3 protein-coding genes are annotated in these 13197 nt (G+C 69.6%); 1 reads left to right on the top strand and 2 read right to left on the bottom strand.

Going from position 1 to position 13197, the window contains the following annotated elements:
* Positions 1–51: 51 nt before the first annotated feature.
* Both ACFV15_RS45635 and ACFV15_RS45630 read right to left on the bottom strand, forming a co-directional pair.
* On the bottom strand, positions 52–5913 hold the full coding sequence (locus ACFV15_RS45635; protein WP_378359434.1) for an RHS repeat-associated core domain-containing protein: 5862 nt from the start codon (positions 5911–5913) through the stop codon (positions 52–54).
* Positions 5910–12608, bottom strand: coding sequence for a LamG domain-containing protein (locus tag ACFV15_RS45630; RefSeq protein ID WP_378359432.1), 6699 nt, complete (start codon positions 12606–12608; stop codon positions 5910–5912). The genes ACFV15_RS45635 and ACFV15_RS45630 overlap by 4 nt, the downstream gene beginning before the upstream one ends.
* Positions 12609–12933: 325 nt before the next feature.
* Here ACFV15_RS45630 and ACFV15_RS45625 point away from each other — a divergent pair, with 325 nt between their 5' ends.
* On the top strand, positions 12934–13140 hold the full coding sequence (locus tag ACFV15_RS45625; RefSeq protein WP_378359430.1) for a hypothetical protein: 207 nt from the start codon (positions 12934–12936) through the stop codon (positions 13138–13140).
* Positions 13141–13197: the final 57 nt, after the last annotated feature.

Raw genomic sequence — 13197 nt, 5'->3', positions numbered from 1 at the left:
GCGTTGCGGCGGTTATAACCGCCCGCAACGCTCACGACCCCAGTGCTCGGGCTACTTGCCGAAGACCCAGTTGTAGACCGGGGTCGAGATGTCCTGGCAGATCCGGCACGACGGCACCTTCACGGTGGGGAACCGGCCGGCTTTCGCCCCTTCGCTGCCGAGTGTCACTCCCTCCAGCTTCTTGATCGGCGAGCTGGTCCTGCCGACATGCCTGCCGACCCCGAGTCCACCGGAGTACAGGCCGGAGTCACTCCTGCCGAGCCCGATCTCGGCAGGTCCGACAGGTATCCCGGTGTAGATGCCGGTGCCGCCCAGATCCTCGATCGTCCCCTGCGCCAGCTTGGTGCCGACACCGATGTTGCCGCCGATGTCGCCGGAAAGTCCGAACTTGCCGGTAATCGAGATTCCCAGGCCCTTGTCGTCGACCGCCAGGCAGGCCTCACCGCCTGCCCCGCCGAGCAGGTGCGCACCCGCGCCGGCACAGGCGGCGAAGGTAGTGCCGCGCGGCCGGAAGCAGACATCGAGCAGGACCGGATTCGTCACGCAGGTCACGAGCGCCTGGACATCGTTGTAGGTGTTGATCACCTTGTCCCGTTGCTCCTGCTGCTCCTGCGAGCGCCTCTGCTTTACCCCGTCCTGATACCGCTTGCCGGTGGCGCGCTGGAACTCGCCATAGGCCTGCATACACGCGGTAGCCGCCGGGCCTGTGCCCTTGATGGTCGAGCCAGGGTCGCCCGCGCACAGGTCCTGGATCACCCAGGTCTCGAAGTTGGGGCCGATGCCCGTCTCCATCTGGTCGCGGCGGGAGACCGTGGTGACCGGGACCTTCTGCCTGGCAGGGGCCGCCGAAGACGGCTGCTGCCGCTGGATCACCACCGGTGTGTGCTGCGGGAAGTCGCCGGGGCGGTTCTCGTTGAACGCGGACGGCGTCTCGTCGCGGTGACTGTAGAAATCACAGCTGTCGCAGAACAACCCGGACGGGTCGCTGAAGGAGATCGGGTTGTTGTTGCTGTAGGTGTACCCGTTCAGCTGCTGTGCGTCGCCCGGGTTCATGACCGGGTCGACGGAGATGAACCGGCCCGTGTCCGAGTCGTACTCACGGGCTCCGAGATGCGTGAGCCCGGTGCTGGCGTCTCGCACCCCGCCAACGAAGCCCCGGTCACCCGGGAACGCCGTCGCCGCGCCGCGTGCACCGCCGAATGGCAGCTGGTCGCGGCGGGTGACCTGCAGCGAGCCCGAGTCGATGGCGACCTGCGGGGTGCCCTGGTGATCGCCTGCCAGCCAGGTCAGCGCGCCCCTGCCTTGACGCATCGCGACCGTCGTTCCGCCGAACCCGTAGTACCGGGTGACGGTCGGATTGCCGCCCGACGAGGGGAGCCGCAGCTCCTGGCCGCCCAGGTAGAGCGTCGTCGCGTCGGGCGCGCGGCGGATCAGCCGGTCGTCCTCGCCGTCGAAGAGGAACGAAGTCGCCGTGCCCGCCTTCGCGACGGAAGCCAGCCTGCCCTCCTCGTCCCAGGTGAACTGCTCGGGCACCCCGCCGACGGTCTTGGTCTTGAGGTTCCCGGACGCGTCGTAGTCGTAGGTGTCCTGGGTGTTGACGCCAGGTCCCTGGGCGCTGACCGAACTGAGCGCGTGCGGGCGCCCCGGCACCTGCGTGGCGTAGGTGCGGATGGTGTCGCCGGCGGCCGCGTGCCGCGTCTCGGTCTTACGGTTGCCGGACTGGTCGTAGGTGTAGGAGTGCCAGTACGGCGCCGGACCGGCCGTGCCGGGCGCTTCGCGGCAGCCGTCCGTCTCCGACCAGGTGCTCGGCGTCGCCGTCCAGGCCTCGGTGACCCTGAGCAGCTTGTCGGCGCCGAAGCACTGGACGTCGCCGGTGGTCCCTTCGGCGATCGACGTGATCAGGCCGACCTTGTCGTAGGTGAAGCGCACGTCCGACTGCATCGGCGTCGGCACCTCGGCGTCCACAATGGATCGCTGGAGTCGCCGGGTGTCCCCTTCGTAGTACTGGGAGAGCCACGCCCGCTTGGTGCCCTCGCCGAGCTGGAGCCTGGCGAGTTCGCCGTAGCGCGTGTAGTCGGTGTTCGAGACGAGCGCCGTGGTGGCCCCGTCGTAGCCGCCCGAACCGCTCTTGAGCTGGCCCGCGTCGTCGTAGACGTAGTTGACCGTCTCGGCGGGCAGTTCACCTGCCGCCGCGAACGACGAGCTCGACAGGCTGCCGTCCGGGTTGTAACCGGCGTAGCTGTTGTACGTGCCGGCGAGGAGCCCTTCGTTCGACGGCACGACGATCGACGTGCCCGTCGGCCGGTATGCCGCGTCGTAGCTCAGTATCTTGTTGACGTAAGGCTTTCCGCCGGCCCAGCGGGTCGAACTCGCGGGCTGGCCCTTGCCCTTGGCGACCGTGTCGTAGGTCCACTCGGCGAGCTTCGTGGCACCCGCCGACTTGGTGGTCATCCTTCCGAGCGCGTCGTAGGCGAAGCCGAGCGTGACCCCACGCGCGTCCTTGACCGTGCCGAGCCTGCCGGCGTCGTCGTAGGTCATCGTCGAGGTGCCGGTGTCCGGGTCCTCGCTCGTGGTCTTGTGCCCGAGCAGGTCGTACCCGCTGCGCCACACCGCGCCTGCGGCGTCGGTGACGGTTTCCGGCTGTCCCGCCTTGGTGTAGGTGTACTTGGTCGCGTCGAAGGCGCCGTCGGGGGTGCCCGACTGGTACTGGCGCCGCTCGGTCGTGCGGCCATGGGCGTCGGTGATCGTGGTGGTCGCCGCCGCGCCGGGCGGCGGGGTCACGTGCACCCGGTCACCGCCGTACGCCGTGCTCGTGCGCCACTTCTCGAACGCGCCGGAGAAGTAGATCGACGCGTCCTGCCGCCCCGCGCCGTCGTAGTGGTTGCGGGTGTGACCGGGGATCTTCTCGTCGCCAGCCACCCAGAGTTCGGTGTCCACCGCCGCGTCGTTGAAGTAAGGCTGGGTGGCCTTCCAGTCACGGCCCTGCGAGTCGTAGCGGATATCGGCGAGCAACCGGCCGCCGCCCACCGCCGGCGCCTGTACCTGCCGCATGCGCAGCAGGCCGTCATAGAGGGCCACACCGGAGATCTCGTTGCCCTTCGGGCCTACCTTGGTCGACGTGATCGCCGCCGGGCCGTCGTTGCGCACCAGGTAGGCGTGGCGGACGCTGGGGTTGTTCGGATGCGCGGCCCTGGTCCAGTCCGGCAGCCAGACCTTGGAGGTGCGGCCGAGCGGGTCGTAGACGGTCTCGGTCTTGCGGCTGTTGGGGTCGGTGACCAGTACGGCCGCACCCCACGCTGGTTCCAGCGTCGTGGTCGTGACCAGGCCTGCGGGCACCGCCTGAGTGGGCGGGCTGGTGGACACGGTCTGGGTCAGCGGGCCGCCGGCCGCAGGTGTGTACGCGGTCTTGGTGACGTTGCCGAGCGCGTCGGTCGCCGTCGTGGCCCGTCCGTGCACGTCGTAGTCGGTGGTGCCCGCCGTGAAGTAGACCGGCCCGGACGCGGGGCGGTCCTTGGCGATCTCGTTCTTCTTCAGGTTTCCGCCGCCGTCGTAGGTGTTGCGGCTGTCGGACAGCGCGTCACGGGGGAAGACCGGTGTCTGTCCACAGTGCACGGAGACGGTTTCGATGTGACCCGGCAGCCGCAGCAGCCAGGCGTCGGTGTTGCGGGCGTACTCGGTGCGCGTGCACCGGTCGTCGTCGGCCGTGGCCAGGTCGCCGAGGTCGTTGACCTGGGTGGGCAGGCCCCGGTCGTCGTAGGTGGTCTCGGCGCGGGTCGTGCGCCAGCCGCCCGCCGCGAGCGCGGTGAAGCCGCGTTGCACGCCGGCCTTGACGAGGTACGCCTTGTAGGCGCCCCGCGTCGCGGTCGGGCCTTGGACGACGGGATCGCTGATCGTCTTGCTCACCCGTGGCGGGTCGGCCTGGTTCGACGGGCCTTCGCGTTCGAAGGTCGAGGTCTCGAAACCGAAGCCCGCCAGCCACTCCGAGTCGGCGCGGGTGCCGCCTTCGGTGTCGGTCACGCTCGCGGGGCGGGTCCCGTTCGGCAGTTTGTCGCCGTCCATGCCGCGGTAGAAGCGCTGCTCGGACATGGTGACCGGGCCGGCCGGGTCGTTGGGAGTGCCCGCGCGGATGCGGACGCGCCCGAAGCCGCGGAAGTCGTTCCAGGTCCGCTGGTCGTCCTTCGTGAACTCCGACGTGTCGTAGTGCCAGGCGGCGCCGTCGAGGTACTCGTACGCGGTGACCTGCTCGGAGAAGGTGGACTGCGGGATCGAGTCGACCTTCAGGCGGTCGGACTGCGTCACCCTGGCGACCACGTACTTGTGGAAGTAATCCGTGCGTTCGGCGTGGTTCTTCTTGGCCCAGCGCACCGGGAAACACCGCAGCGTGTTGGTCTCGGGGTTGGCGGGCATCGGCCCGCCCGCCTTGCATTCCGAGGCGTACTCCACCGAGGTGACCCCGCCGGTCTCCGAGATCACGCCCGTCACGCGGTAACGGCTCAGCGGTGAGACGCCGTCTTCGGGCAGCTCCACGCGGTTGAACATCGCGGTGCCCTCGAAGGTCACCGAAGGCATGTCCGCCGAGCCGCCGACCAGGCCGGTGTGCTTGATCCCCTTGAGCCACAGCGAGGCCTTCTCGCCGTCACCGGGATCGGGGAACTGCTGGTCGAGGTCCCAGCGGTCCACGTCGGTGAAGCCGGTGCCGCGCCAGACCTGCGTGGTGACCGAGGCCAGCTTCTTGGTCGACCAGAATGTCGGCGCGTAGTGGTCCTTGCAGGTCGCGGTATCGCATTTGCCTTCCCAGAAGGTGTCCGGCCAGTTGTCCGGCTTGTCCGGGGTGCAGGTGCTCCCGGCGACACAGCGGTCGGCCGTCGCGAACACGACCCGCCCGCTCGGCTGCGTCACGTTGTCGCGCAGGCCGTAGTCGATGTGGTCCAGGTAGCCGCCGCGCACATAGGACACCGCGGCGTCCTTGAGGTTCATGCCGTACGAGTTGGTCTCGGTCTTGTAGAAGTACCGCACGATGTTGCCGTTGCGGTCGATGACCTTGTCGAGGAGCCAGCGATAGGCCTGCACGCAGTGGGACGTGTCGAACGTCGCCCCGTGGCACGGTTCGTTGGCGTCGTCGCCGAACACCGGAACCGTCCACGTCGACGCGGAATCGGCCTGTGAGCCGAAGAAGTACTGCGTTCCGTCCACTGTGGTGATACGCCAGTGCTCACCGTCGTTGTCGCCGTTACCCGCGCCGTTGAGCCGCTCGATCCGCGAACCGTCGTCGGCGCGCGAACGCCATTGCCCGGTGACGTCGTCGCGGATGAGCATGCCGCCGCCACCGCCGTAGGAGGCGGTCGCGTTGTCGCTCTTCCAGCACAGGTCGCCGGTCTGCGGCGGCGTCGTCCCGCCGTCGGTGTCCGCGGCGCAGCCGCCGTAGGTCCGCTCGACGAAGCCGGAGGACAGCGACCAGCCGTCGCCGACCCAGGACGACTGGTTGTTCGTCACCGTCGTGCGACCGTCCACAGCGGACGATCGGTAGGACAGCGCGAGGCCGGGCTCGAGACCGCCCGGCGCCGGCGGCACCCGCAGCGGATACGACCAGGTGAAGTCCCCGGTGTGCGGTGCGACCGACCAGGAGGCCGACGGAGACAGCGAAGTCGCGGTCGCCGTGCCGCCGCCTTCCAAGGCCGCACGCGCGGGCTGGTCACCGGTCAGCGCGTTCGCCGAGGCCTGGTCGACGGCGGGCGCCGTGCGCGTCTGCTTCGACACCGGGGTCGAAGCGACGTCCGGCAGCGGGACGGACGGTCCGCCCGCCGCGGCCGCCATCGGCGCCGAGATGGCCAGCACCACGGACACCGCCAGCGTCTTCGCCAGCACGAGTGCCGTTCCGCGCCGTGCGCTCATTCTGCTGCTTCGGCTGGTCATGCTGACGGCACCTCCTTGATGATGTAGCCCAGCGGGCCACGCACGGTCTGGCCTTCACAGTTCGATTCCCACGACACGAACAGCTCGCCCGCCGAGGGACCGGAGTTCAGCGAGCACTGGAACAGCTGCGTGCTCGCCCGCCCGGCGGGTGCCTCCGTCCAGAGGTAGCCGATCGGCACCTCGACGGTCTTGCCGCCGCACGCGGGATCGGTCGACAGGAACCGGTCCGAACCGTCCACACAGGACATGAGTGCCTGGGTGCCTGGCTCGTTGGTCATGGCTATCGAGCCGAAGGTGCCTTCATGGCGATAGCCGGGCGGGACGCCGGCCGCGGTGACCGCGTGCTCGGCGATCCTCGGGTGGTAGTACCGGGTCAGCGGCGCGTACGCGAGCGTGTAGCCGAGCAGCCCGTCGACCGTTTTCCCTTCACAGGTGGTCGAATTCGAGTCGAACCGTTCCGTGCCGGAGACGCAGCGGTAGAGCGGCACGGTCGCCACCCCGGCGGGCTGTTCGGTGTACGCCCAGCCCAGGTCGGCGAGCTTGGTGAAGCCCTCACACGCCGGGTCCATCGAGGTGAACGAGTCGGTGTTGTTGATCAGGCAGGTGTACAGGCGCCTGGTACCCGGCGCTTCCGCGCTGAGCATGGTGCCGAGCGGCGCCTCGAAGTGGTACCCGGCGGGCACCTGGCCGAACTGCTGCCGGGTGCCGTCGGTCGAGTTGACCGTGCGGTGATCGCCCGCGGCGATGAACCGGCCGAGCTGCCCGCCTGCCGGAGCGGGCCAGCCGGCCCGCAGCCGGATCTCATCGTCGGGGACCGCGCCGAAGTCGGCGGTGACGTCGTCGATCGCACCGGTGAACAACCCGGTGGGTGCTCCGTTCGCCTTGCCGCGCCCGATGGTGAAGCCACCCCATGCCGACCACAGCAGCATGTTGTCCTTCGTGCCGACGAGCTCACCGTTGACGTAGAGCCGCAGCTGCCGCGCCGGGTAGTCGTAGACCCCGGTCAGGTGCGTCCAGGTGTTCAACGCCGGTGCGTGCAACGAGTTCGCGTAGCGCAGTGGCGTGGTGTCCGGCTGGTCCGCGTCCTGCGCGGCCGCGCCGAAGATCCACCGGCCGACCTCCGGCCTGTACTGCAGCACGAACCCGCTGTTCCGGTCGCCGTCCTGGCCGAGCACGGTCGCCACCTTGTCGCCGCGCGAGAGCTTCGCCCACGCCGAGACGGTGAAGCTGTCGCGCATGGTCACGCCGAGGTAGTCCCCGGTCAGCGAGGACGCACCGTCCAGCTGCAGTGCCTTGTTCTGCACCCCGGCGGTGAACGTCGCGGTCCCGGTCACCGTGGTCGGGTTCTTGAGCCACGACGAGTCCTTGACCGTGCCGTCGTCGAAGCGCCAGTTGCCGTGCGACGCGGGCGGGATGTCGTCGTGGACCTTGCGGACCTCGCCGTCACTGAGCGCCTTGCCGTACGCGCGCACCTCCTCGATGCCGCCGGGGAAGTAGCACGCGTTCCCGGTGCCCCACCGGCAGCGGCCGATGGAGAACTTGCCGTCGGCGGGCAGCACCGAGACTCCGGTCTGCACGCCGGACAGCGAACCGTTGACGTACAAGCGAAGTTGACCCAGCTGAGCGTCATAGACCACCGTCAGATGGGTCCAGACGCCGACCTCCGCGGTCTCGGACGAGAGCACGTAATGCGGCGAGAAGTTCGTCTGGTCCGTCTTCGGGACGACAGCGCCCCACTTCTTCACGGTCGGGTCGTACTGGACGTAGAACGGGCTGATCTGGTTGCCGTCCTGCCCGAACACGGTCACGTAGCGCGAGCCGTCGGTGAGGTACGCCCACGCGGCCACCGAGAAGCTCCCGCCGGTGTTCACCACGGGGCCCGCGGTCTCGGCGTAGGCCGAGGTGCCGTTGAACCAGCCGGTGTAGGCGTCGCGGCCGGTGTGCCAGCCCGCGCCGCCCGCCATGGTCGCGGTCCGGCCGCGGCCGGACGCGTCGGCCACCGTGGTGCCGGTGTTCTCGTCGAACTTCCACCTGCCCGCGTCGGCCACCGGCAGCGCGGCGCCGCCGGGCGCCGGATAACCGCGGTACAGCGCGGAAACCCGGTCCGCGGTCAGCGCGCCGCTGTACATCCGGACGTCGTCGACGGCGCCCTTCCAGTACCCGGCGTACGCGCCGCCGTCACGGCCGCGCCCGATCTGCAGCCCGCCGGTCGCCTGCCAGGGGTTGAGCAGCGTGCCGTCGTCCTTCCTGGTCCCGTTGACGTACAGGAAGATCGCCTTCGCCGAGACGTCGTAGACACCGACCAGGTGCACCCAGGCGTTCAGCTCGCCGGGGATGACCTCGAGCGCGGCCTTGGTGACCGTGCCGTCCTCCTCCGGCATCTCGAACACCCAGTTGCCCATGTGCCCGGCGTCGTCGGTGACATGCCCGAGCCGGAACTTGCTCGACGGCCTCGACCCGCCGCCGTCGAGCGAGACCGCGCTCAGCATGCAGCGTGGCGTGGTGTCGATGTCGCAGTCGTTGCCGTCCAGCCGGACCCAGCTCGACACGGTGAAGCTGGAGTCGGTCCGCACGTCGACGCCCGCGGTGGCCGCGGCGTCGTCGGTGCCGTCGAGCCGGATGGCGTTGCCGACCCGGCCCGCGGTGAACCCGGCGCCGCCGGTGAGCGTCGCCTGCTTGGTGCCGGCGGAGTCACCGCCCGCGGTGCCGCTGCCCTCGTCGAGCGTCCAGTTGTGGCCGAGGCTCACATCCCGCCCGGCGAGGTTCTTGATCTCGCCGCCGAGCAGGGTCCGGCTGTACACCGAGACGTCGTCGATCGCGCCGGGGAAGAAGTCGACGTCGCCGCCGTTCCACTTGCCCCGGCCGATCTGGAAGCCGCCGGTGGCGTTGAAACCGCCGCTATGCGGTGCGGACGCGGCGAGCACGCCGTTGACGTACAGCTCGATCTGCTGCCTGTCCTTGCTGTAGACCCCGGCGAGATGGGTCCAGATCCCGCGCTGGGCCGACGGCCCGGTCGCCTGGTCACCCGCGACGTTGGCGTCGGAACCCATCGCCACGAACGTCCACTTGCCCGAGATCGCCCGCAGCATGAACCCGCTGGCCGTGTTCCCGTCCTGGGACAGCACGGTCGCCTGCGGGCCGGTGTCGTCCAGCCGCGCCCACGCGGTCACCGAGAAACTCTTGCCGGTGTCGACCGCGTTCGGCGTGCTGATGTTCTGGTTCGAGCCGTTGAGGCGCACTGCCAGATCACCCGGGTCCGGCAGGCTGACCTGCCCGGCGGCCCAGTCCGGGTTGCCGATGAGCGCACCGGGCAGCTTCGAGGTCCCGTCGGCCTTCTTGTTGGCGTCGTCGGCGTTGCCGTCGAGCTTCCAGGTGCCCGCCGTGACGTTGTCCCTGCTGACCAGGCCGCGCACCTCGTCCTGTGAGATCGCCCTGCTGTACACGCGGACCTCGTCCACCGTGCCCGGCAGCCGTTGCTCGACCTGGGCTCGGATCGTCGCGCTCCCGATCCGGAAGGCACGCTTGGCGTGCCAAGGGCTCACGCGGGTGCTTTCGCCGATCAGCTCGCCGTCGACGTAGAGCCGGATCTTGCCGGTCGTGGCGTCGTAGGTGCCGGCGAGATGGGTCCAGACGCCGGCGGGCGGCTGGGTCGAGGTGCCGACCCAGTTGTAGCCGACCGGAGTGTCCTCATCGGACTGGGGGAACACGAACACCCAGTGGTTGCTCTGGTACTGCAGGCAGAACGCGCAGATCTTCTCGCCGTCCTGGCTGAGCACGGTGTAGGTGCCGTTGTCGGCGCGATCGAGTTTCACCTGCGCGGCAACGGAAAAGCTCTGGTCGGTGCGGGTCAGCGGCCCGGTGGTGGTCGCCGTGTCGTCGACACCGTCGAGGCGCAGCCCGCCCGCCACGGCGCCGTCCTGGGTGAACGCCGCGCCGTTCTGCAGCACCGCGTCGGCGCCGCTGGCCACGGCGTTGTGCGCGGTGGTGCCACTGGTCTCGTCGAACTTGAAATGCGCGAGCTGCACGTCGGCGGCGCTGACCGACGCCGCGATCTCGGCCGCGCTGAGCGCGCGGTCGTGGATCTGGACCTCGTCGACCGCGCCGGGCCAGTGGTCGACGGCTGGGGTGCCCGGCCACATCGTGCGACCGATCCGCACCGGTCCGTTCGCGAAGTCCGGTCGCGTGGTCTGCGGCTCGGTGGCCGCCAGCTTTCCGTTGACGTACAAGCGGATCTGCTGCGCGGCCGGGTCGTACACCCCGGCCAGGTGCGTCCAGGTGTTCAGCTGGGGCATGCCGGCGGGGGAGGACGCGAACGTGGCACCGCGGTACTCGGTCGTCGAGTTGGGCAGGCCGAACACCCACCGTGGGTTGCTGCCGTCCTGCTCGGCGCGATACCAGAGCACGTACCCGGGGTAGAGCGCGCCATCCTGGCTGACCGCCGCCCTGGCGCCGTTGTTCCGGGTCAGGTTGACCCAGGCCGAGACGGTGAAGGGCGCGCTGTTGCGGACCGCGTTCGGCGCGCTGACGTAGTCGTCGACCCCGTCGAGCTGGACGGCCGAGCCGGTCGCGCCCTGCGCGGTGTAGCCCGCGCCGTTGCCCAGCGTGCCGTGGCGGTCGCCGAGGAAGGCGGAGTCCTGCGCGTTGCCTTCGAAGGACCACTGGGCGAGCGGGCCGCTGCCCGCGCGGACGTAGAAGCGGTACGGCCGGGATTCGCTTTCGTGGTTGGCCCGGTCGACGCTGCGCACGTAGAGGGTGCGCGGGCCGTCACCCGGCGGCGTCAGTGTGACCGTCGCGGGGCCGCCCAGCGAGGTCGCGTCGACCCTGGTGGACGGTGGATCCTGCCAGCCGTAGAGATAGTGGTCGATGTCGCCGACCCCGTTGGAGCCGAAGGTGAACGTGTCGGCCACCTCGGAGCCGCCGTGCCATCGTCCATCCTCTGTGTACAGTTCGCCCGCCACGGTCGGCTGCTGGGTGACCGGGGTCCGGTCGACGGCGAACGACTGCCCGGCCGCGAGACCACTGGAGGTCACGCCGTCGGACGAGTGAAGCCACCAGCCGACGGTCTTCCCGTCGAGTCCGGAGGTGTCGACGACGGTGCTGTGCACCGCGCCGGAGGCCTGCATGCCCGGCTCGTCCCAGGAGGCGACCTCCGTGCCGTTGTGCGAAATCCGCCACTGGGCGCGGACCATGTCACCGTCGGGGTCGCTCAGCGTCGCCATCAGGCGGACGGAGTCGGCGCCGATGTACGGCTTGCCTTCACACCAGCGGCAGGGCGCGGGCAGCGGCTGGTCGGTCGCGAGGTTGGCCGGGACGTACGGCGTGCGGTTGTAGGTGACCCGGAAGGTCATCTGGCCGGGGTCGTACTTACGCCAGGCGTACTGGTCGTTCGAGTCCTGGGCCTTGAGGAAGAACGCGGTGGGGGAGCCCTGCTCGACCTCGCCGAGCGGGACGTCGATGCCCGCGTTCTTCCAGCCGGTGCAGCCGCCCTGCACCGAGGGCATCCAGCGGGAGGCGACGCGGCCGCCGTTGAGCTTGCTGTTCCACGTCATGCCGTTCCAGATCTCGGGGCCGACGTGGTACAGGTCGATGATCCGGTCGGCGCAGGCCGGGCTGGACACGACGGTCGTGTCGAGCGTCGCGCCGATCAAGGTCTTGTCCCACAGGAAACCGGTGTCGTACTGGAAGTACGACCAGGCCTCGCCGATGCCGTTGCACCAGCTGCCGCTCGGCGGCAGGTCACGCGGGCACTGCCCGACCTGCGCGTAGGTGCCGTCGCCGCTGCTGTTCCAGTACGAGGTCCCGGAGTAGCCGGAAAGCACGGTCGCCCAGGCGGTCTTGTAGAACGTGTGCAACGTCGGGTCGACCGTGACCGGGAACTTCAGCGCAGGGTCGGCCAGGAACTTCTGGTCCGGCGTCAGCACTAGCGCGTCGTCCACAATGGACACCCCGACGGCCGTGGTCCTGCCTGCGGCGTCCCACATGGTCGACGGCGGCGCGGCGAACAGCTCGGCGCCCGTCTCGTCGGCGGCGTGGATGGCGCCGCCGGAGTCGACGGTCACCTTCAGGCCGTCCGCGCGCATGCCGAGCCGGATCGACTTGAGCGCGGGGTTCTTCGCCGCTTCGGCGTTCTTGAGCACCAGATGCTGCCGGAAGCCGTCCCGGTCGGCGTACATCACCAGGTCGGCGCCGGGCAGCACCTCGGGATAGGTCGCCGCGTTACCGTCCAGCACGGGCGCGGGGAGTTCGGTCGGCCAGCGCAGCGTCAGCGTCTTGCCGTCGCGCCGCAGCGTGGCCAGCGGCGCGTTCCCGCCGGGGGAGAGCGCCAAGTCACCGTCGGCGGCCTTGGGCTTGATCGAGCCGTCGGCCCGCTTGCCGAGCTCGGTGTCGATCTTCGCCCAGCCATGGGGTTGCCGCACCCGGACCGGCGCGGGCGAGAGCTCCGCGGTCAGCGTGCCACCCGGGTTCGCGTAGACCGCGCGGGTCGGCGTCCGCTGGTCGGCGACCTCCACGCGCGAGCCCTGCCGCCAGGCCGCGGCCATCGCGGCCGCCGAGTCCGGCGCCTCGGTGATCGGTGCCGGACGCACGGGCGTGACCGGCCCGCTTCCCGGCACGAGCGTCAGTAGCGAGCCGGTGAGAGCGGCGACGGTCGCGAGCACGACCGTTTTCCGCGCACGCTGAATAGACCTTTTGTCCATGGCGGTTCCCCAGTTCCAATGCGTGAAAACGCGTGCAGCCTAAGCAGCTCCCCCGCCGAAGAGGAAGGGTTTCAAGCATGCTTGAAACCCTCCCGAATCCGACACCCGCCACCGCCCTGACCAGCCAGAACGTGGCTAACCAACCACGCGCGCACCCCGTTGCCCCGCGAGCTGGGGGTGTCGCCGGTCCAGGTACGCGTGTCGTCCGTCTGGGCACGCCTGCCGTCCGTTCGCGCACACCGTTCCGTGATTCGTTCGCCTGTATCACGCGTATCCGGTCGACTGGCAACATCGATCTTTCCCAGGGTCAGGAATCGAGGGGTTCATGCACGACCGGACACCGTCACGCGGTGTTTTCCATCGGCTCAGAACGTTCATCCCGGTGCTGCTGATCGCAGGCTCACTGGTCGGCGTGCCCGCGTGGGCCGCGCCGGCGTTCGCGGACGAACCGCTGCCGTCCAACGGCTACATCCAGAGCCGGATCAACGGCTACATGAACCGCCCCGGGTTTGATGGAGGCTCCATCGTGTGAGTGAGGATGGAGTTATGGCCCGGTCTTCGAGGCACCCGCGTGAGGTGCGTGAGCGCG

The sequence above is a fragment of the Amycolatopsis sp. NPDC059657 genome, assembly GCF_042734395.1.
Classification (GTDB): domain Bacteria; phylum Actinomycetota; class Actinomycetes; order Mycobacteriales; family Pseudonocardiaceae; genus Amycolatopsis.
The sequence above is the reverse complement of the archived record's forward strand: the minus strand, read 5'-3'. Positions and strand labels throughout refer to the sequence as shown.

Excerpts from the sequence above, each read along its gene's own strand:
- ACFV15_RS45635 (WP_378359434.1), bottom strand. The coding sequence starts at position 5,913 with ATGACCAGCCGAAGCAGCAGAATGAGCGCACGGCGCGGAACGGCACTC.
- ACFV15_RS45630 (WP_378359432.1), bottom strand. The coding sequence starts at position 12,608 with ATGGACAAAAGGTCTATTCAGCGTGCGCGGAAAACGGTCGTGCTCGCG.
- ACFV15_RS45625 (WP_378359430.1), top strand. The coding sequence starts at position 12,934 with ATGCACGACCGGACACCGTCACGCGGTGTTTTCCATCGGCTCAGAACG.